Origin of the sequence: Enterobacter cloacae complex sp. P18RS, from assembly GCF_014982105.1 — a bacterium.
GTDB classification, from domain to species: domain Bacteria; phylum Pseudomonadota; class Gammaproteobacteria; order Enterobacterales; family Enterobacteriaceae; genus Enterobacter; species Enterobacter hormaechei_C.
On record NZ_JADCKV010000008.1, the window covers coordinates 24994 to 45512 of the forward strand.

Annotated in this window: 20 protein-coding genes; 6 read left to right on the forward strand and 14 right to left on the reverse strand. The window is 56.2% G+C overall.

Annotated features, from left to right (window positions below):
• Positions 1-26: 26 nt before the first annotated feature.
• Positions 27-2114, forward strand: coding sequence for a YccS/YhfK family putative transporter (locus INF61_RS05725; RefSeq protein WP_033488049.1), 2088 nt, complete (start codon positions 27-29; stop codon positions 2112-2114).
• Here INF61_RS05725 and INF61_RS05730 read toward each other — a convergent pair.
• From INF61_RS05730 to ppiA, 4 genes are all read right to left on the reverse strand, one after another.
• Positions 2111-3331, reverse strand: coding sequence for an aspartate aminotransferase family protein (locus tag INF61_RS05730; protein ID WP_023295528.1), 1221 nt, complete (start codon positions 3329-3331; stop codon positions 2111-2113). The genes INF61_RS05725 and INF61_RS05730 overlap by 4 nt on opposite strands.
• An 87-nt stretch (positions 3332-3418) precedes the next feature.
• Positions 3419-3982 (reverse strand): aminodeoxychorismate synthase component 2, encoded by a 564-nt coding sequence (pabA, locus tag INF61_RS05735; RefSeq protein WP_017384162.1) that lies wholly within the window; start codon positions 3980-3982, stop codon positions 3419-3421.
• A gap of 30 nt (positions 3983-4012) precedes the next feature.
• Positions 4013-4597, reverse strand: coding sequence for a putative adenosine monophosphate-protein transferase Fic (locus tag INF61_RS05740; protein WP_026080671.1), 585 nt, complete (start codon positions 4595-4597; stop codon positions 4013-4015).
• 105 nt (positions 4598-4702) lie between these two features.
• Entirely contained in the window at positions 4703-5275 is a 573-nt protein-coding gene (gene ppiA / locus INF61_RS05745) for a peptidylprolyl isomerase A (protein WP_193547610.1), read from the reverse strand.
• A gap of 278 nt (positions 5276-5553) precedes the next feature.
• Between ppiA and tsgA the strand changes: the two genes are divergently transcribed.
• The 5 genes from tsgA (at position 5554) to INF61_RS05770 (ending at position 11686) form a co-directional block, all read left to right on the forward strand.
• Positions 5554-6738 carry an MFS transporter TsgA gene (gene tsgA / locus INF61_RS05750; protein ID WP_049017651.1) on the forward strand — a complete coding sequence of 395 codons (1185 nt, stop codon included), beginning with the start codon at positions 5554-5556 and terminating at the stop codon, positions 6736-6738.
• Between the two features lie 260 nt (positions 6739-6998).
• Positions 6999-9542, forward strand: coding sequence for a nitrite reductase large subunit NirB (gene nirB / locus INF61_RS05755; protein ID WP_017384160.1), 2544 nt, complete (start codon positions 6999-7001; stop codon positions 9540-9542).
• The gene (gene nirD / locus INF61_RS05760) at positions 9539-9865 is read left to right on the forward strand and encodes a nitrite reductase small subunit NirD (RefSeq protein ID WP_015571429.1); all 327 of its coding nucleotides are present in this window, start codon (positions 9539-9541) and stop codon (positions 9863-9865) included. Before nirB ends, nirD begins: the two co-directional genes overlap by 4 nt.
• A gap of 134 nt (positions 9866-9999) precedes the next feature.
• Positions 10000-11373 (forward strand): siroheme synthase CysG, encoded by a 1374-nt coding sequence (gene cysG, locus INF61_RS05765; protein ID WP_023298772.1) that lies wholly within the window; start codon positions 10000-10002, stop codon positions 11371-11373.
• A gap of 142 nt (positions 11374-11515) precedes the next feature.
• Positions 11516-11686 carry a YhfL family protein gene (locus tag INF61_RS05770; protein WP_008503029.1) on the forward strand — a complete coding sequence of 57 codons (171 nt, stop codon included), beginning with the start codon at positions 11516-11518 and terminating at the stop codon, positions 11684-11686.
• A gap of 137 nt (positions 11687-11823) precedes the next feature.
• On the opposite strand, the gene trpS is transcribed toward INF61_RS05770, so the two are convergent.
• The 10 genes from trpS to INF61_RS05820 all read right to left on the reverse strand — a co-directional run bounded on the left by trpS (position 11824) and on the right by INF61_RS05820 (position 20435).
• The gene (gene trpS, locus INF61_RS05775) at positions 11824-12828 is read right to left on the reverse strand and encodes a tryptophan--tRNA ligase (RefSeq protein WP_015571430.1); all 1005 of its coding nucleotides are present in this window, start codon (positions 12826-12828) and stop codon (positions 11824-11826) included.
• Positions 12821-13582, reverse strand: a complete 762-nt coding sequence (gene gph / locus INF61_RS05780) for a phosphoglycolate phosphatase (RefSeq protein WP_015571431.1) — start codon at positions 13580-13582, stop codon at positions 12821-12823. Before gph ends, trpS begins: the two co-directional genes overlap by 8 nt.
• Positions 13575-14252 (reverse strand): ribulose-phosphate 3-epimerase, encoded by a 678-nt coding sequence (gene rpe / locus INF61_RS05785; RefSeq protein WP_003861634.1) that lies wholly within the window; start codon positions 14250-14252, stop codon positions 13575-13577. The genes gph and rpe overlap by 8 nt, the downstream gene beginning before the upstream one ends.
• A 39-nt stretch (positions 14253-14291) precedes the next feature.
• Complete coding sequence (gene dam, locus INF61_RS05790) at positions 14292-15104, reverse strand: adenine-specific DNA-methyltransferase (RefSeq protein WP_033488054.1); 813 nt, start codon at positions 15102-15104, stop codon at positions 14292-14294.
• Between the two features lie 67 nt (positions 15105-15171).
• Positions 15172-16476: a cell division protein DamX gene (damX, locus tag INF61_RS05795; protein WP_017693869.1), complete on the reverse strand. Its 1305-nt coding sequence runs from the start codon at positions 16474-16476 to the stop codon at positions 15172-15174.
• 92 nt (positions 16477-16568) lie between these two features.
• A complete protein-coding gene (aroB, locus tag INF61_RS05800) occupies positions 16569-17657 on the reverse strand; it encodes a 3-dehydroquinate synthase (RefSeq protein ID WP_017693868.1) in 1089 nt (362 codons plus the stop codon).
• A gap of 57 nt (positions 17658-17714) precedes the next feature.
• Positions 17715-18236 carry a shikimate kinase AroK gene (aroK, locus tag INF61_RS05805; RefSeq protein ID WP_003861630.1) on the reverse strand — a complete coding sequence of 174 codons (522 nt, stop codon included), beginning with the start codon at positions 18234-18236 and terminating at the stop codon, positions 17715-17717.
• A gap of 286 nt (positions 18237-18522) precedes the next feature.
• On the reverse strand, positions 18523-19761 hold the full coding sequence (hofQ, locus tag INF61_RS05810) for a DNA uptake porin HofQ (RefSeq protein ID WP_032104286.1): 1239 nt from the start codon (positions 19759-19761) through the stop codon (positions 18523-18525).
• The gene (locus INF61_RS05815; RefSeq protein ID WP_193547611.1) at positions 19673-20077 is read right to left on the reverse strand and encodes a HofP DNA utilization family protein; all 405 of its coding nucleotides are present in this window, start codon (positions 20075-20077) and stop codon (positions 19673-19675) included. Before INF61_RS05815 ends, hofQ begins: the two co-directional genes overlap by 89 nt.
• A complete protein-coding gene (locus INF61_RS05820) occupies positions 20067-20435 on the reverse strand; it encodes a DNA utilization protein HofO (RefSeq protein ID WP_227413453.1) in 369 nt (122 codons plus the stop codon). Before INF61_RS05820 ends, INF61_RS05815 begins: the two co-directional genes overlap by 11 nt.
• Positions 20436-20519 lie beyond the last annotated feature (84 nt).

Consider the following 20519-nt stretch of genomic DNA (forward strand, 5'->3'; position numbering starts at 1 on the left):
GCACGCCGTTTTTGTCTCTACTCCTCATGTGGCGCAGGCTGATCTATCACCCGGAAGTTAACTACGCACTACGACAAACGCTGGTGTTGTGTCTTCCCGTGGCCGTGGGCCTGATCCTCGGACATCTTCAGCAAGGCCTGCTGTTTTCCCTCGTGCCCGCCTGCTGCAACATTGCCGGTCTGGATACACCGCATAAACGCTTTTTTAAACGTCTGATTATTGGCGGCAGCCTGTTTGCCGGCTGTAGCCTTGCCGTACAACTCTTACTGGCCCGCGACATTCCTCTGCCGTTGATCCTGACCGTGCTGGCGATGACGCTCGGCGTCACCGCCGAAATCAGCTCGCTGCACGCCCGGCTGCTTCCCGCGTCGCTGATTGCCGCCATCTTCACCTTAAGCCTTGCGGGCAATATGCCGGTGTGGGAGCCATTGCTGATCTACGCCCTCGGCACGCTGTGGTACGGGCTGTTTAACTGGTTCTGGTTCTGGCTGTGGCGGGAACAGCCGCTGCGCGAATCCCTGAGCCTGCTCTACGTGCAGCTTGCTGAATACTGCGAAGCAAAATACACCCTGCTCACTCAACATACCGACCCGGAAAAATCCCTGCCGCCGCTGCTGGCGCGCCAGCAAAAAGTGGTGGATCTGATCAGCCAGTGCTATCAGCAGTTGCACATGCTTGCCGCCAACAAAAATCATGAATACAAGCGGCTGCTGCGAACCTTCCAGGTCGGGCTGGATTTGCAGGAGCATATCTCCGTCAGCCTTCATAATCCGGAAGAGGTGCAAAAGCTGGTGGAGCGCAGCCATGCGGAAGCGGTGATCCGCTGGAACGCGCAGACCGTCGCGGCCCGCCTACGGGTGCTGGCTGACGATATCCTCTATCACCGCTACCCGACGCGCTTTAACATGGACAAACAGCTCGGCGCGCTGGAAAAGATTGCGCGTCAGCACGCGGATAACCCGGTCGGGCAATTTGCTGCCTGGCATTTCAGCCGCATCGCCCGGGTGTTACGCACCCAGCGCCCGCTTTATGCCCGGGACCTGATGGCCGATAAGCAAAAACGGCTGCCGCTACTGCCCGCGCTCAAAAGTTATCTTTCACTGAAATCTTCCGCCCTGCGCAATGCCGCGCGGATCAGTGTGATGCTGAGCATCGCCAGCCTGATGGGAATGGCCCTGCACCTGCCGAAACCCTACTGGATCTTAATGACCGTGCTGTTTGTCACCCAGAACGGCTATGGCGCCACGCGGGTGCGCATTCTGCATCGGGCGGGCGGTACGATGGCGGGGCTGATTATCGCGGGCGTGACGCTGCACTTCCACGTGCCGGAAGGCTATACCCTGGCCGGTATGCTGGCAATCACGCTGGTGAGCTACCTGATCATCCGCAAAAACTACGGCTGGGCGATGGTGGGCTTTACGGTGACGGCGGTGTATACCCTGCAACTGCTCACGCTTAACGGGGAACAGTTTATTATTGCCCGGCTGGTCGATACGCTAATTGGCTGCCTGATCGCCTTTGGCGGCATGGTCTGGCTGTGGCCGCAGTGGCAAAGCGGGCTGCTCAGGCAGAACGCCCACGACGCGCTCGAAGCTGACCAGCAGGCCATTCGTCTTATTCTGAGCGATGACCCGCAGCCCTCTCCGCTGGCCTACGAGCGCATGAAGGTCAACCAGGCGCATAACGCCCTGTTCAACTCCCTTAACCAGGCCATGCAGGAGCCGGGCTTTAACGCGCACTATCTGGCTGACATGAAGCTGTGGGTCACGCACAGCCAGTTTATCGTCGAGCACATCAATGCCATGACGACGCTGGCGCGGGAGCACACGATGCTGACGACGGATCTGGCGCAGCGCTATTTGCAGTCGTGTGAAATTGCGTTGCAGCGCTGTCAGCAGCGTCTGGAGTATGACGCGCCGGGCGAGTCAGGGGATTCGAACATTCTGGAAGCGCCGGAGACGCTGACCCACGGGCCGATGAGCACCCTTGAGCAGCATTTACAGCGCGTTCTCGGGCACCTGAACACCATGCACACCATTTCGTCGGTGGCATGGCGTCAGCGCCCGCATCACGGGATTTGGTTAACGCGCCGGTTAAAACGAACGGCGTATTAGCCGCTGACGATCTTCGCGACCGCCGCGGCAAAACGGGTTAATCCGTCTTCGATGTCTTTGTCTTCCACCACCAGCGATGGCGCAAAGCGCATCACGTCCGGCCCGGCGTTGAGCACCATGACGCCTTCGTGCGCGGCGGCGTGCAGGAAATCGCGCGCGCGGCCTTTGTACTGCGGCTTCAGTTCGGCGCCGATCAGCAGCCCCATCCCGCGGATGTCGCTGAAGACATCAAACTGTTGGTCAATCTGCTGGAGATGTTTCACAAACAGGTCGCGTTTCGCATTCACGCCATTCAGGACGTCCGGCGTATTAATGATGTCGAACGCCGCACCCGCCACGGCGCACGCCAGCGGATTACCGCCGTAGGTGGAGCCGTGTGAGCCCACATGAAATGCGGAAGCGATATCCTGGGTGGTGAGCACCGCACTGACCGGGAAACCGCCGCCGAGCGCTTTCGCGCTGGTCAGAATATCCGGTGTTACGCCGTAGTGCATATAAGCAAACAGGTCTCCGGTACGCCCCATCCCACACTGCACTTCATCAAACACCAGCAGCGCCTGGTGCTCGTCGCACAGCTCGCGCAGCCCTTGCAGAAATTCCGGGGTGGCCGCCGTGACGCCGCCTTCCCCCTGAATGGGCTCGACCACCACGGCACAGGTGTGATCGTCCATCACCGCTTTAACGGCGTGGAGATCGTTAAACGGCACGTGGATGATATCCGCAGGTTTCGGACCAAAGCCGTCGGAATACTTCGGCTGGCCGCCAACGGAAACGGTAAAGAAGGAGCGTCCGTGAAAGGCGTTATGGAAGGCGATGATTTTGGTTTTGTACGGGCTATGACGCGTGGTTGCGTAGTAGCGCGCCAGCTTAAAGGCGGTTTCGTTGGCTTCGGTGCCGGAGTTCATAAACAGCACGCGTTCGGCGAAGGTGGCATCGATGATCTTACGCCCCAGACGCAGCGCCGGTTCGTTGGTGAACACGTTGCTGGTGTGCCACAGCGTTTCGCCCTGCGTTTTCAGCGCGTCCACCAGCGCAGGATGGCAATGGCCCAGCGCCGTCACCGCAATACCGCCTGCGAAATCAACATACTCGTTGCCCTGCTGATCCCAGACGCGGCTGCCTCTCCCTTTCACCGGGATAAACTCAGCCGGTGCATAAATCGGCAGGATCACTTCATCGAATGTCGCGCGGGTAATTGCTGGTTGTTCAGTTGCCATGTCATGACCATCCATTTTTATGTCACATTGATTGTGAAAATATAATCACAAAATATGCATAAAAAATCACAACAAGGCAACAGATATTCAGCGATTAAGGAAATTGGCCAGCAGCGCGTGCCCCTGTTCGCTGAGAATGCTTTCCGGGTGGAACTGCACGCCTTCCAGATCGTACTCACGGTGACGAATGCCCATGATCTCCTGCGTCTCGCTCCAGGCGGTGACCTCAAAGCAGGCCGGCAGGGTCGGCGGATCAATGATCAGAGAATGGTAGCGCGTCACGGTTAACGGATTGTTTAGCCCCAGAAATACGCCGGTACCGGTGTGCGTGACCGGAGAGGTTTTGCCGTGCATGACTTTCGCGGCACGGACAATGGTGGCGCCAAAGACCTGCGCAATGGCCTGATGACCCAGGCAGACGCCCAGAATCGGCAGTTTGCCCGCATAATGGCGGATCGCCTCCAGCGAGATACCGGACTCCGAAGGGGTACACGGCCCCGGCGAAATCACGATTTTCTGGGGTGCCAGCGCGTCAATGTCAGCCAGCGCGATCTCATCGTTACGGCGGACAACCACCTCTGCCCCCAGCTCACAAAAATACTGGTAAAGGTTCCAGGTAAAGGAATCGTAGTTATCAATCAGCAGAATCATGGCGGCTCCTGAAAAAATGGCCGCCCTATTTTACGCAGATTCCCGCGCTTCGCTCACAACTTTGGCAAAGATGGCGTTCAGGGCTGTCAAATCCCCCATTGCCCCGCTCTGATTGGCGGCTGCCCAGTCGTTCGGGTCGATCCCCTGCCAGTTCAGCACATAGCCCGCATGAATAGCCAGTTGTTCAAAGAAGATCCGCTGGGCCACGCCATTACCGCTCATAAACGGATGTAGCATGTTGATTTCACAGTAGTAATGACTGATTCTGTCTGTAAACTCTTCTTTCTGAAGGCCCACCAGATATTTATCACTTTCCAGCGAAGCCATCAGCTCATTACCCACTTTCTCGATGTACTCGAAATGGCAAAAAGGAATGTCGCCCTTAGAAATATCGGCGGTGCGCAGCTCGCCCGCGCCTTTCATTTCGTTGCGGAATAAATGGCGGTGAATAAGACACAGATGGGGTAAACCCGGTGCGGAAGGCCCCAGTTCCAGCGTCTCGATATCAGGTTCAGCGGGACCCTTACCTTTTTCAAGGAGGCAGCTGGCCTGAAAATTGACCTTACGTTGTTGCTCCCAGAGACGGGATTTTTGCTTGTCGGTGAGTTTTTTCACTACGCCTCCCTGAATAGTCCGTTTGCCACAAGTATAAGCAGCAAAACGCGCTTTCGCAGGGAGGGTGGAAAGACACGGGCAAGATGTGCCCGTGTGGGGGAACGATTATGGCAGCACTTTCGCGGAGAGAATGACGACTGGCTTAGACGGCACATTCTGGTATGGACCGACATCGTGAGTCTGAACCTGAGAGATCTTATCCGCAACGTCCATGCCTTTCACCACTTTGCCAAACACCGCGTAGCCAAAGTCGCGCTGACCGTGGTCCAGGAAGGCGTTATCAGCCACGTTGAGGAAGAACTGGCTGGTGGCGCTGTCTTTGTCCGCCGTACGCGCCATGGAGATGGTGCCGCGCTTGTTCAGCAGGCCGTTGTCTGCTTCATTTTTGATGGGCGGGTTGGGCTGTTTCTGCTGCATCTGCTCGTTAAAACCGCCACCCTGAATCATAAAGCCCGGGATCACGCGGTGGAACGTGGTGTTGTTATAAAAACCACTGTTCACGTAGTCGAGGAAGTTTTTCACCGAAACAGGGGCTTTCTGGCTATCCAGCTCCAGCTCAATATTCCCCGCAGAGGTAGTCAGCAGGACGTGGGGGTCTCCTTTGGCTGCCAGCGCAGCAGGGGAAACGACAGAAAGAGCAAACACAGCTGCGACAGCCGCCAGTGTTGATTTGAGCATGAGAATTCCTTAACAAAGCGCAGTATAAAAAGCGAATGGCTTGATTCTAAAGAGCAGTATGAACCCAGACCAGTCTTTTACCTAATTTTACCAAATTGAAACAATTATTACCGCGCAAACGATTGTTCAGCCCGCAACGCAATGTGATCTACATCACGTTAAAGCCTGCAATTGTGCTCAAAATTTTCTGAAAAGATTTAATTAGATCACTTTCGCGACTAAAATCTGCCCGCTCAAACGCAGTCATTGCGTTTTTCTTTACTTTTAACAGGCCAGACATGACTAACAGCAATCGCATCAAGCTCACATGGATCAGCTTCTTCTCTTACGCCCTGACCGGCGCGTTGGTGATCGTCACCGGGATGGTGATGGGAAATATCGCAGACTACTTCCAGCTGCCCGTTTCCAGTATGAGTAACACCTTCACCTTCCTGAACGCGGGGATCCTGATCTCTATTTTCCTTAATGCCTGGCTGATGGAAATCGTGCCGCTGAAAACGCAGCTGCGTTTCGGCTTCGCGCTGATGGTTGCCGCCGTGGCGGGCCTGATGCTGAGCCACAGCATCGCCCTCTTCTCTGCCGCCATGTTCGTGCTGGGCCTGGTGAGCGGGATCACCATGTCGATCGGTACGTTCCTGATTACGCACATGTATGAAGGCCGCCAGCGCGGCGCGCGTCTGCTGTTCACCGACTCCTTCTTCAGCATGGCCGGGATGATTTTCCCGATGGTCGCCGCGTATCTTCTGGCGCGCAGCATTGAGTGGTACTGGGTGTACGCCTGCATTGGTCTGGTTTATGTCGCGATCTTTGTTCTCACCTTCGGCTGCGAGTTCCCGGTGCTGGGCAAAAAAGCGCAGACTACGTCCGAGCCGGTTGCGAAAGAAAAATGGGGTATCGGCGTACTGTTCCTCTCCATCGCCGCGCTGTGTTACATCCTCGGCCAGCTGGGCTTTATCTCCTGGGTTCCTGAATACGCGAAAGGTCTGGGCATGAGCCTGAACGACGCGGGTAAACTGGTAAGCGATTTCTGGATGTCTTACATGTTCGGCATGTGGGCGTTTAGCTTTATCCTGCGCTTCTTCGACCTGCAACGGATCCTGACCGTTCTGGCGGGTCTGGCGACCGTGCTGATGTATCTGTTCATCAACGGTTCCCCGGAGCATATGCCGTGGTTCATCCTGACCCTGGGCTTCTTCTCCAGTGCGATTTACACCTCGATCATCACCCTTGGCTCTCTTCAGACCAAAGTGGCCTCGCCAAAGCTGGTGAACTTCGTGCTGACCTGCGGCACCATCGGCACCATGCTGACCTTCGTGGTCACGGGCCCGATTGTTGCGCACAGCGGCCCGCTGGCGGCGCTGCATACCGCTAACGGTCTGTACGCCGTGGTGTTCATCATGTGCTTCGTGCTGGGCTTTGTGACCCGTCACCGTCAACACAACCCGGCAACAGCTACCCACTAATCGCCGTAACCCCTTTGCGTACTGCAAAGGGGTTTTCCCCTGCTCACCCGCCCTGCCCGCCAATGGGTAAAAAACACCACTACATTTGTGCAAAAAATAAGCAAGCACAAAAATCAAACAATATCCGTCACTTATAAAAATCCTGACAAATCATAGATATACCCACTAAGGGGTAGGTGAAGGCGTATTTGATTTGCATCAATAAGTGCCCCTGCTGAATCGTTAAGGTAGGCAGTAATAGAAAAGAAATCGAGGCAAAAATGAGCAAAGTCAGACTCGCTATCATCGGTAACGGCATGGTCGGCCACCGCTTTATTGAGGATCTTCTCGATAAAGCCGATGCTGAGCAGTTCGATATTACCGTGTTCTGTGAAGAACCCCGCAAGGCGTACGACCGTGTGCACTTGTCTTCCTACTTCTCTCACCATACCGCCGAAGAGCTCTCTCTGGTGCGTGAAGGGTTCTACGAGAAGCATGGCGTAAAAGTGCTGGTGGGCGAACGCGCTATCACCATCAACCGTCAGGAGAAAGTGATCCACTCCAGCGCCGGACGTACGGTTTTTTACGATAAGCTGATCATGGCGACGGGCTCGTATCCGTGGATCCCGCCTATTAAAGGGTCGGAAACCCAGGATTGCTTCGTTTACCGTACCATTGAAGACCTCAACGCCATTGAATCCTGCGCACGTCGAAGCAAACGCGGCGCGGTTGTCGGCGGTGGTCTGCTGGGTCTGGAAGCGGCAGGCGCACTGAAAAACCTCGGCGTTGAAACCCACGTCATCGAATTTGCCCCGATGCTGATGGCAGAACAGCTGGACCATATGGGTGGCGACCAGCTACGCCGTAAAATCGAAAGCATGGGCGTGAAGGTTCACACCAGCAAGAACACCAAAGAGATCGTGCAGGAAGGCACCGAAGCGCGTAAAACCATGCGCTTTGCAGACGGCAGCGAGCTGGAAGTGGATTTCATCGTCTTCTCCACCGGTATTCGCCCGCGCGACAAGCTGGCCACCCAGTGCGGTCTGGCCGTTGCGCAGCGCGGCGGGATCATGATCAACGATACCTGCCAGACCTCCGATCCGGATATCTACGCCATCGGCGAATGCGCCAGCTGGAATAACCGCGTATACGGTCTGGTTGCACCAGGGTACAAAATGGCGCAGGTCGCCGTTGACCATATCCTCGGCAGCGAAAACGCCTTCACCGGCGCAGACATGAGCGCCAAGCTGAAACTGCTGGGCGTGGACGTGGGCGGTATTGGTGATGCGCATGGCCGCACCCCGAACTCCCGCAGCTATGTTTATCTGGACGAAAGCAAAGAAGTCTACAAACGTCTCATCGTCAGCCAGGACAACAAAACCCTGCTCGGGGCGGTGCTGGTGGGTGATACCAGCGACTTCGGTAACCTGCTCCAGCTGGTGCTGAACGCCATTGAGCTGCCGGAGAACCCGGACGCGCTAATCCTCCCGGCGCACGCCTCCAGCGGTAAGCCGTCCATCGGCGTGGATAAACTGCCGGACAGCGCGCAGATTTGCTCCTGCTTCGACGTGACCAAAGGCATGCTGATCTCCGCCATTAACAAAGGCTGCCACACCGTTGCGGCGCTGAAGGCGGAAACCAAAGCCGGGACCGGCTGCGGCGGCTGTATTCCTCTGGTCACTCAGGTGCTGAACGCCGAGCTGGCAAAACAGGGCATTGAAGTGAACAACAACCTGTGCGAGCACTTCGCTTACTCTCGCCAGGAGCTGTATCACCTAATCCGCGTGGAAGGCATTAAGTCCTTCGACGAACTGCTGGAGAAACACGGCCAGGGCTATGGCTGTGAAGTATGTAAGCCTACCGTCGGTTCCCTGCTGGCGTCATGCTGGAACGAATATGTGCTCAAACCAGAACACACTCCGCTTCAGGACACCAACGATAACTTCCTGGCCAATATTCAGAAAGACGGGACTTACTCGGTGATCCCGCGTTCTGCCGGAGGGGAGATTACCCCGGAAGGGCTGGTCGCCGTGGGCCGTATCGCCCGTGAGTTTAACCTGTACACCAAAATCACCGGCTCCCAGCGTATCGGCCTGTTCGGTGCGCAGAAAGACGACCTGCCGGAAATCTGGCGTCAGCTGATTGAAGCGGGCTTTGAAACCGGTCACGCGTACGCCAAGGCGCTGCGCATGGCGAAAACCTGCGTCGGCAGCACCTGGTGCCGCTACGGCGTGGGCGACAGCGTGGGCTTCGGCGTAGAGCTGGAAAACCGCTACAAAGGCATCCGTACGCCGCACAAAATGAAGTTCGGCGTGTCAGGATGTACCCGTGAATGTGCGGAAGCCCAGGGGAAAGACGTGGGTATCATCGCCACCGAGAAAGGCTGGAACCTGTACGTGTGCGGTAACGGCGGGATGAAACCTCGCCACGCGGATCTGCTGGCCGCCGATCTCGATCGCGATACGCTGATCAAATACCTCGACCGCTTCATGATGTTCTACATTCGTACCGCCGATAAGCTGACCCGTACCGCGTCCTGGCTGGATAATCTCGAAGGCGGCATCGACTACCTGAAATCGGTCATTATCGACGACAAGCTGGGTCTGAATGAACAGCTGGAATCCGAGATGACTCGCCTGCGCGAGGCGGTGATCTGCGAGTGGACCGAAACCGTGAACACGCCAGCGGCGCAGACGCGCTTCAAACACTTTATCAACAGCACCCAGCGCGACCCGAACGTGCAGGTGGTGCCGGAGCGCGAACAGCATCGTCCAGCGACCCCGTATGAACGTATTCCGGTGATGCTGGTGGAGGAAAACGCATGAGCCAGTGGGTTAACATCTGCAATATTAACGACATTCTGCCAGCAACCGGCGTCTGTGCCCTGCTGGGCAACGAGCAGGTGGCGATTTTCCGCCCTCGCCACGATGAACAGGTCTATGCCATCAGCAATATCGACCCGTTCTTCGAGGCCAGCGTGCTCTCCCGCGGTCTAATTGCGGAGCACCAGGGCGAGCTGTGGGTTGCCAGCCCGCTGAAAAAGCAGCGCTTCCGCTTAACCGACGGACTCTGCATGGAAGATGAAAGCTTCTCGGTCAAACACTACGACGTCCGCGTGAAGGACGGCGAGGTGCAGCTGAAAGCGTAACCTCTCGCCTTTTCAATAGGAAAGGCTTATGACCCCTTATGGGTAACGGCAGGAAAAACCGTATGTTCTGTACGATTCCTGCTGTTATCCTGACGTCAATTCTTCCCCCGCCATGAATGCTGTGAGGTAACGTCGTGGATCACCTGCCGATTTTTTGTCAATTACGCAACCGCGACTGCCTGCTCGTGGGCGGCGGCGATGTGGCTGAACGCAAGGCACGCCTGCTGTTAGAGGCGGGTGCCCGGCTGACCGTCAACGCCCTCACTTTTGCCCCACAGTTTGACGTCTGGGCGCAAGAAGGGATGCTCACCCAGGTGCAGGGCGAATTTGATGAATCCCTGCTGGATACCTGCTGGCTGACCATCGCCGCAACGGATAACGATGACGTTAACCAGCGCGTCAGCGACGCCTGCGAAGCGCGCCGCATCTTCTGTAACGTGGTGGATGCGCCGAAAGAGGCGAGCTTTATCATGCCGTCGATTATTGACCGTTCACCGCTGATGATTGCGGTGTCGTCCGGCGGGCGCTCGCCCGTTCTTGCCCGTCTGCTGCGGGAAAAACTGGAAGCCGTGCTGCCGCAGCATCTTGGTCAGATAGCCCATTACGCCGGGCAGTTGCGTTCCCGCGTGAAGCAAACCTTCGCAACCGTGGGCGAACGCCGTCGCTTCTGGGAGAAGTTCTTTGTCAACGACAGGCTGGCGCAGTCGCTGGCCAATCAGGACACCAAAGCCGTTGAAGAGACGACCGAGCAACTCCTCTCTGAACCGCTGGATCATCGCGGTGAAGTGGTGCTGGTGGGCGCTGGCCCCGGCGATGCGGGCCTGCTGACGCTGAAGGGTCTCCAGCAGATCCAGCAGGCGGACATCGTGGTGTATGACCGTCTGGTCTCTGATGACATCATGAATCTGGTGCGCCGGGATGCTGACCGCGTGTTCGTCGGCAAACGGGCAGGTTATCACTGCGTACCGCAGGAGGAGATCAACCAGATCCTGCTGCGGGAAGCGCAAAAAGGTAAGCGCGTGGTGCGCCTGAAAGGGGGCGATCCGTTTATCTTTGGTCGCGGCGGCGAGGAGCTGGAAACCCTGTGCAACGCGGGTATTCCGTTCTCCGTGGTGCCGGGCATTACGGCGGCGTCCGGCTGTTCTGCCTATTCCGGCATTCCGTTAACCCATCGCGACTATGCCCAGAGCGTGCGCCTGGTGACGGGCCACCTGAAAACCGGCAGCGAACTGGACTGGCATAATCTGGCCGCTGAAAAGCAGACGCTGGTGTTCTATATGGGGCTAAATCAGGCAGCCACGATTCAGGCGAAACTGCTGGAGCACGGCATGGAAGCAGATATGCCGGTCGCACTGGTGGAAAACGGCACCGCCATTACGCAGCGCGTGGTCGATGGCGTGCTGACGCAGCTGGGCGAGCTGGCGCAGCAGGTTGAAAGCCCGGCGCTGATCGTGGTGGGTCGCGTGGTAGCCCTGCGCGAAAAACTGAACTGGTTCTCCAGCCACTAACGCATAATCTCTCCCGGGAGTAGTCTTTAAGCGGACTACTCCCTTCTTACCTCAGTCGATAACATACCGCCCGCATAATGGAACTTTTCCATTTATTCCCTCGTGTTACATCCAATTTTCGATTTTTTGACAAGGAATGCGTATGTTCAAACTGGCAAAAGCTGCCGTACTGGTCGGCCTGTTATCAACTCTGACGGCCTGCACCGGTCACGTTCAAAATACTAAAAATAATTGCAGCTACGATTACCTGCTTCACCCGGCGATCTCCATTTCGAAGATCATCGGCGGTTGCGGCCCGGCGGCACAGCAGTAAGCGTTTTTCAGGCGTAAAAAAACCGGGGATGTCCCGGTTTTTTTGTTTCGTCAGTTTTGTCGGGTGGTGGCTCCGCCTTACCCGACCTGCAAAGTCCCGTAGGCCGGGTAAGCGTTAGCGCCACCCGGCAAAGCGGCTTAAGGTTTCGCCACAAACCCAATCGCGTCGTACACCGCTTTCAGGGTTTCGGAGGCGCGCGCGCTGGCTTTTTCCGCGCCCTCTTTCATCACTTTTTGCAGGAAAGCTTCGTCGTTACGGTAACGGTGATAGCGCTCCTGCAACTCGGTCAGCATGCCGGAAACGGCGTCTGCCACTTCGCCTTTCAGGTGGCCGTACATCTTGCCTTCAAAGTGCTTTTCCAGCTCAGGAATGCTCTGTCCGGTCACACCGGAGAGAATGTCCAGCAGGTTTGACACGCCCGCTTTGTTCTGCACGTCGTAGCGCACCACTGGCGGCTCGTCGGAGTCGGTCACCGCACGCTTGAGCTTTTTCACCACCGATTTCGGATCTTCCAGCAGGCCGATAACGTTGTTGCGGTTATCGTCAGACTTGGACATCTTTTTGGTCGGCTCCAGCAGGGACATCACGCGCGCGCCGGATTTCGGAATAAACGGCTCAGGCACTTTGAACACGTCACCGTAAAGCGCATTGAAGCGCTGGGCAATATCGCGGCTCAGCTCCAGGTGCTGCTTCTGGTCTTCACCCACCGGCACCTGGTTGGTCTGGTACAGCAGAATGTCGGCCGCCATCAGCACCGGATAGTCAAACAGACCGGCGTTGATGTTTTCAGAGTAGCGGGCAGACTTATCCTTGAACTGGGTCATGCGGCTCAGCTCGCCGAAATAGGTGTAGCAGTTCAGCGCCCAGCCCAGCTGCGCGTGCTCTGGCACGTGAGACTGAACGAAAATGGTGCTCTTCTCTGGATCGATACCGCACGCCAGGTACAGCGCCAGCGTATCAAGTGTTGCTTTGCGCAGCTTCTCGGGATCCTGACGCGCGGTGATAGCATGCAAATCCACGATGCAGTAAATGCAGTGGTAGTCATCCTGCATGCTCACCCACTGACGTAACGCACCCATGTAGTTACCAATGGTCAGTTCACCTGAAGGCTGTGCGCCACTAAAAACGATGGGCTTAGTCATTATTCAATTCCTGATGTTCACTGTGCGAGAGCCCGAGTGCGGGCAACAAATCTTTGAAGTGGTCGAACACAACGTCCGGCTCACTCAACGTAATGGCTTCACCGTAGTTGTAGCCGTAGGTCAACCCAACCGACGGGCAACCTGCCGCTCTGGCAGCCAGAATATCATTGCGGGAATCCCCGACAAAGAGCAGCTCCGCAGGCGCTAAGGATAATTTTCCTGCCACCAGCAATAGCGGTTCCGGATGCGGCTTTTTATTCTGCACGTCATCGCCGCCCACAATTACGGAGAAGTATTTCGCGATATCCAGCGCTTCCAGCAGAGGCGCAACGAACGGTGTCGGCTTGTTAGTCACCAGTCCCAGCGGGATGCCTTTGGCATGTAGCGCGCTCAGCGTTTCAGCGACATCCGGGAACAGGAAGCTACCCTCTTCGACGGTCTCTTCGTAGAAACGGTCGAACAGTTTGCGCAGAATACGCTGCTGCTCATCCTGGGGAATATCCGCGTGGTCAACACTCGGTTTACCTTGCGCGGAACGCTGAGAGGCACGCTCCTGACGAGCCCAGGACAGCGCGCGCTCCATCAGCACGTCTGCACCGTTACCAATCCACGTCACGACGCGCTCTTCGCCTGCAACGGGGAGTTCAAGGGCATATAGCGCCTGATCGACGGCGCGGGTTAATCCTGGCGCGCTGTCGACCAGCGTGCCGTCGAGGTCAAATGCTACACCCCGAATAGCCTGCAATTTATCCATGACTTACCTTCGCCAGTTCACGGCGCATTTCATCAATGACTTTTTTGTAATCCGGTTGATCGAAGATGGCGGAGCCTGCGACGAACATATCCGCCCCTGCCGCCGCAATCTCACCGATGTTATTGACCTTCACGCCGCCGTCCACTTCCAGACGAATATCATAGCCAGACTCATCGATACGGCGGCGCACTTCACGCAGTTTGTCGAGGGTCTGAGGGATAAATGACTGACCACCAAAACCCGGGTTGACGGACATCAGCAGGATCACGTCCAGCTTGTCCATCACGTAGTCGAGATAGCTCAGCGGGGTCGCCGGGTTAAAGACCAGTCCCGCCTTACAGCCGTTCTCTTTGATCAGCTGTAGCGTGCGGTCAACGTGTTCGGAGGCTTCCGGGTGGAAAGTGATGATGCTGGCACCCGCCGCGGCGAAATCAGGCACGATGCGGTCAACCGGTTTCACCATCAGATGCACGTCAATGGGCGCGGTGATCCCGTAGTTACGCAGTGCTTTAAGCACCATCGGACCGATGGTCAGGTTGGGAACGTAGTGGTTATCCATAACGTCGAAATGGACGACATCCGCGCCAGCCGCGAGAGCTTTGGCAGTGTCTTCACCCAGGCGGGCAAAATCGGCCGACAGAATTGAGGGGGCAATCAAAAACTGTTTCATCCGCATCTCCTTGAAATGTGTTTACCGGCGGGCAAAGGCTCAGGGTCGATAAAGCGCCAGAAGTTCGTCCACCTTTTTACGTGTGCCGCCGTTGCTGCTAATGCTACGCCGCACCTTGACCTGAAAATGCTTCGCGGCTTTGTACCATTCGCGCGTATCAGGGGTATCGTGATTCGAAATTAACACCGGAATTCTTTTGCTGACCAGCTTTTCCGCCATCTCCGCCAGACGCGCCTGCTCGGCAGGGCTGAAGCTGTTGGTGTGATAAGCGGTAAAATTCGCCGTCGCAGAGAGCGGGGCGTAAGGCGGGTCGCAGTAGACGACCGAGTTTACGCCAGCCAGCTCCATGCACTCCTCATAGGAGAGACAGTGGAATTCTGCATTCTGCGCTTTTTCAGCAAAGTGGTACAACTCATCCTGCGGGAAGTAAGGGCGCTTGTAGCGACCAAACGGCACGTTAAATTCACCGCGCAGATTATACCGGCACAGGCCGTTGTAGCCATGGCGATTGAGATAAAGAAACAACAGCGCGCGACGGAACGGATCCTGGCTTTGATTAAACTCAGCGCGGAACTGATAGTAGACGTCCGGGTTGTTGTTCTCTGGCGTAAACAGCTTCCGCGCCTCTTCCACATACTCATCGGTACGCAGTTTGACGATGTTATAGAGGCTGATAAGGTCGCTGTTGATATCCGCCAGGATATAACGAGAAAAATCGGTATTCAGGAACACCGATCCAGCACCCACGAAGGGCTCGATAAGACACTCGCCTTTCGGCAGGTGCTTTTTAATATCGTCGAGCAGGGGGTATTTCCCCCCTGCCCATTTCAGAAAAGCGCGATTTTTTTTCATGCTGACTAACTGATTACACCTTCTCCGGCTGTGGAGAAAGCTCCGACAGCATCCTGCGCTTTAAACATTACTTCAGATCGGCCTGCACCTGATGAATCGGCTTCGCCCACGGGTTTTTCGCCTGCACGTCGGCTGGCAGCGTGGAAACGGCACGTTTTGCTTCATCTTTGGAAGCATAAATACCACTCACCAGCACATACCACGGTTGACCGTTACGGGTCGTCTGATAAACCACGTAGTTTTTCAGATTCGATTTCTTCGCCCAGGCGTTGAGGTTGTCATAGTTAGACGAACTGCTCAGCTGAAGGGTGTAGTTGCTGGAAGAGGCCGACTGCAAAGAACCCACGTTGCCCGTCGTTTTACCTGATGCAGCGCCCGTTTTGGCTGCGGGAGCCGCAGGTGTTGTTGCAGAAGGTGTTGTTGCAGCAGGCGCGGTTGTGGTCGCCGTTGCTTTCGGTGCAGTGGTTGCCGCAGGCGTTGGCGCTTTAACCGGCTGGCTCACCGCAGGTTTTGTCTGCGCTGGCGCTTTCGTTTCTGGCGCTTTTGCCACGGTTTGCGGTTTCGTCTCACGCTTCGGCTCAATCACAGCCTGCTTACGCTCCTGGCGTGGCGCAGTCTGCGTCTGGCGCGGTTTGGTTTCCGTTGTCGCCGTTTGCTGCTGGGCATTGCTGCCATGAACTGGCGCAACGGTGGCTGGTTCAGTTGGCAGCGTGGAGTTCACCACGGCAGCGTTAACCTGCTCCTGATTCTGCGGCTGCATCAGCGCATTGTTCAGATCGCCCTGAACTTCAACACGCTGCTGACCTTCAGGCGTCGCAGGCGCCTGGCCCTGAGTCGGGGTCGCAGAGACAGGCGGCAGAGAGATATCCTGGCCAGCGCTGGTGTTACCTGCGGTCTGCTCTGCGGAAGTGGTGCCCGGCGCAGGCTGAGCGCCATTCGCCTGGTTGCTCGCATCGTTACCAGACAGGTCAATGCTCTTCTCGGCAGACGCCGTCTGCTCGGTAGAATTGGTAGAAGGTGCTTTTAGCGCGGACCCAATGCCGACAATCAGCAAGACCAGCACCAGAACGCCAAGGCCCATCATGATGTACTGACGGGAGGCCGGTTTTGCCGCTACCGCTTTTTTACGTTTGCGCGGACGACGTTCAACAGGCTGTTCATCCATTAACTCTTCTTCGGATTCATACTCCTCGTCTTCTCGCTCATTTCGCGCGTTACGGCTACGCGAAGGGCGACGATCGTCTGCATCCAGTTCGACATCGTCAAAATTGATCTGCGGCTCGTTATCACGTTCTGAAGATTGACGAGAACGACCAGTACGACGATCGCTGGGATCGGGTTTCAGCTCGTCTTCTGGTTTGAATTCATCCATTTAACACCCCACTCAAAGGCTTCTGCCAACGACTCTGCATTTACCTGAAGCTAAAACGACCACCTGTTACAGCGGTCTGACCTTTCTAGTTGTTACGCCTGCTGACAATCAGCAATAGCGCCAAGTACGACTTCGTGCGGCACTCCGCCGCGCACTTCACTTTTCCCTATTGCAAGCGGGAGTACCAGACGCATCTCACCTGCCAATACTTTTTTATCGCGCATCATGTGGGGAAGGTACGCCTGCGCAGACATTTCCTGCGGACCACTCACCGGCAAGCCAGCACGTTTAAGCAACGCGATGATACGTGCTGTCTCTTCCGGCCTGAACTGCCCCAGACGTTCAGAGGCTCGCGCCGCCATAACCATTCCGGCAGCGACAGCTTCACCGTGAAGCCAGTTACCGTAGCCCATTTCGGCTTCGATCGCATGACCAAACGTATGCCCCAGATTCAGTAAAGCACGTAAGCCGGTTTCACGCTCATCTGCGGCAACGACTTCTGCTTTCAGCTCACAACAACGGCGAATACAGTAGGCCATTGCCTGCCCGTCGAGGCGCAGCAGCGCATCCATATTCTCTTCCAGCCAGGTGAAGAATTCCCCGTCAAGAATAATGCCGTATTTGATCACTTCTGCAAGGCCGGACGCCAGTTCGCGCGCTGGCAAGGTTTTCAGACAGTCGAGATCCACCACCACCGAGGCAGGCTGGTAGAACGCGCCAATCATGTTTTTGCCGAGCGGATGGTTAACCGCCGTTTTACCGCCCACAGAAGAATCGACCTGTGAGAGCAACGTGGTTGGAATTTGAATAAAGCGCACGCCGCGCTGATAGCTGGCGGCTGCAAAACCGGTCAGATCGCCCACAACGCCGCCGCCCAGGGCAAGCAGTGTTGTATCACGACCGTGCGGTTTTTGCAGAAGTGCGGTAAAGACGGTATCCAGTACCGTCAGGCTTTTGTACTGCTCGCCATCGGGCAGAATCACACTGTCGACCTTCACGCCCGCCTGCTCAAGCAGCTGACGTACACGGTCGAGATAAAGCGGAGCCAGCGTCTCGTTGGTGACCAGCATCGCCTGATCACCCGCTTTCAGTGGTAAGAAGGAAGCTGGGTCGTTAAACAAACCAGCCGCGATGGTGATAGGGTAACTACGTTCCCCGAGAGTAACTGTAATCCTCTCCATGACGCGACATCCACCTTAAATGCTTTTACCCGCAGGCGAGTGTATATAAAGCCAGAATCAGTTGCTTTCCAGCATATGAATAATCTGGTTTGCAACCACTTTAGCGCTTTGATCGTCAGTACGAATGGTCACATCAGCAATCTCTTCGTACAGAGGATTGCGTTCATCGGCCAAAGCTTCCAGAACTTCACGTGGCGGTGTTTCAACCTGCAACAACGGGCGCTTTTTATCACGCTGCGTGCGTGCCAGCTGTTTTTCGATGGTCGTCTCAAGATAGACCACTACGCCACGGGCGGAGAGACGGTTGCGGGTTTCGCGAGATTTTACAGAGCCGCCGCCAGTTGCCAGCACAATGCCCTGTTTTTCCGTGAGTTCGTTGATCACTTTTTCTTCTCGGTCACGGAAACCTTCTTCGCCTTCTACGTCGAAGACCCAGCCCACATCCGCTCCGGTTCGTTTCTCAATCTCTTGATCAGAATCGTAAAATTCCATATTGAGTTGTTGAGCTAACTGACGCCCAATAGTGCTTTTGCCGGCACCCATAGGCCCAACCAGAAAGATATTGCGTTTCTCTGCCATTTTTTCGGTACTACTAAGACTATTCGTTAATGGTAATCCCCGCTGCGCAGACACCCGGCGTAGCAGGACATGAACTGAAACCTCATTTGCAATAGAGCGAGAGTCAGACGAAAAATTATCTCAATACTCCGGCTTGTTTGGCAACTGATTAAATCACCGTTCCCGGCGCATAAGGAAATAAGACGTAAGTCCAACTCAAATCGGTACTCCTTGTATGCTAATTCATGCCCCACGTCAAACATCTGCAACAAACTGAATGCAAAATCATTGCGGGGATCGTTACCCATTAATGAATACTGACCAGACGTGGCGTGATAAACACCACTAACTCGCGCCGTTCATTATCTTTTCCGTCATGGCGGAACAGCTGACCCAGCCACGGAATGTTGCCCAGCACGGGCACGCTGTCGCGTCCGGTTTTATTCTTTTGCGAAAAGATCCCGCCCAGCGCGAGCGTTTCCCCACTTTTTACCTCTACCTGCGTTTCGATCTCCTGCTTATCGATCGCCAGCGTTTCGCCGTCTGCCTGTTGCAGCACCTGGCCGGGCATATTTTCACTGATATGCAGTTTCAGGCGCACGCGACCGCCCGGCAGGACCACCGGCGTGACCTCCATGCCTAATACCGCCTCTTTAAATTCAACGGATGTCGCCCCGCTCTCGCCGCTGGAAACCTGATACGGAATTTCGCTGCCCTGCTTGATGCTGGCCGGCTGCATGTGCGATGCCAGCAGCCGCGGGCTGGCGATGATATCCACCTGCTGCTTTTGCTCAAGCGCCGACAACTCAAGATCCAGCATCCTGCCGTTGATGCGCCCGATGTTAAACCCTGCGTGGGTGGTTGCACTGGCCACCGACAGGTCCGCCCCCAGCGTCGTGACCTGACCCACCTTACCGGCCTCCGTTGCGTCAGCGAGATTCCATTTCACCCCCAGTTCACGCAGGCTTTTTTCACTGATGGTCACAATCTGCGCCGCCAGTTCCACCTGCTCGACGGGCAGATCCATCTGCACAGCCCAGCGCTGGAGCATATCCACCACCGTCTGGTTATCCCTGACCAGAAAACGGTTGGTGCGCTTGTCGACGGAGAGACTGCCTTTCGGGCTTAAGAGCTTTTCCGCCGCTTTTTGCAATTCGGCCGCATCCGCATAAGCAAACGGAATGCTGTGAGAGTGCAGCGGGGCGTCGAGCAGACGCTGGGCCCGCTCCTGCTCTTTACGCGTCTGTTGCTCCCGTTGCCAGGCCGCCGTATGCACATAAAAAATGCCACCCTCTTCCCGTAATACCAGCCCGGCGCTGTTCACTACTGTCTGAAGCGCCTGTCTCCAGGGCACCCGCGTTAAATTCAGCGAAAGCGAACCGCTGACATCCGGCGACACCACCAGATTGCGATCCTCCTGCGCCACCAGCGCCTGTAATATCTGCACCACCGGGACATCATCCACCAGCAGGGTGACCGGTTTTGGCGTCGCGGCCCACAGGGGCTGGCTGAGTGCCGCCAGTAACAGCCCTATCCTTATCTTCACTTTTTTTCGTTCCTTCTCGTTGCCATGTCCATCGCTTCGGCTCGCACATGTCGCCGACATCAACGGTCAGTTGTTGTTTATCTATCACACTCACCCGCCAGCCTGTCGGTAACAGCATCTGCGTTTTTACCCGGTGCCAGCGTTTCTGCTCGTCCTGCATAAGGCCGATATCCCTGCTGCCGCTAACTACCCCCTGATACCGCCACTGGCTGAGCTGCCCGGCTGCGCAACGCTCTTCCGGTACAGAGAAGGGATCCCGCATCCCGGTCAGAAAAAGCGGAGAAAGCAGGATCAGCAAACGGGCTTTACTGCGCATGACCGATCTCCAGTTGCAGGCTGAGGCGTAACTGTTTGCCCTGTGGGATGATGGAAAACGCACTCACCCGCACGTTCTCAAGCGCCAGCCGGGAAAAGAGCGCCGGAACCTCGTCCCATGAGGCATCCAGCGCCAGCTCTCCCCCACTCTGCTGCGGCTTCCAGTACACCAGCCTTGCGCCCTCACGCTGAAAAGCCAGGGGAGAAAAGGGCTGCGAGGGCGTCACTTGCCTAACCACTACTCGCCGTCCGGCCTCTGGCCACAGCGAGGCGTTGATTCGCTTCGCACTGATGGCCTGCGCCTGAATATCGGCGTAACGCAGAGCAGCGGGCCTGAGCAGCAGTCCCCAAATTGCCAACGCAACAAGCCCCGACGCAATCAACCAGCAAAGGACGCGCCGGGAGGGACGTGCATCAGTCCAGCGTTGATACCAGATACCCAC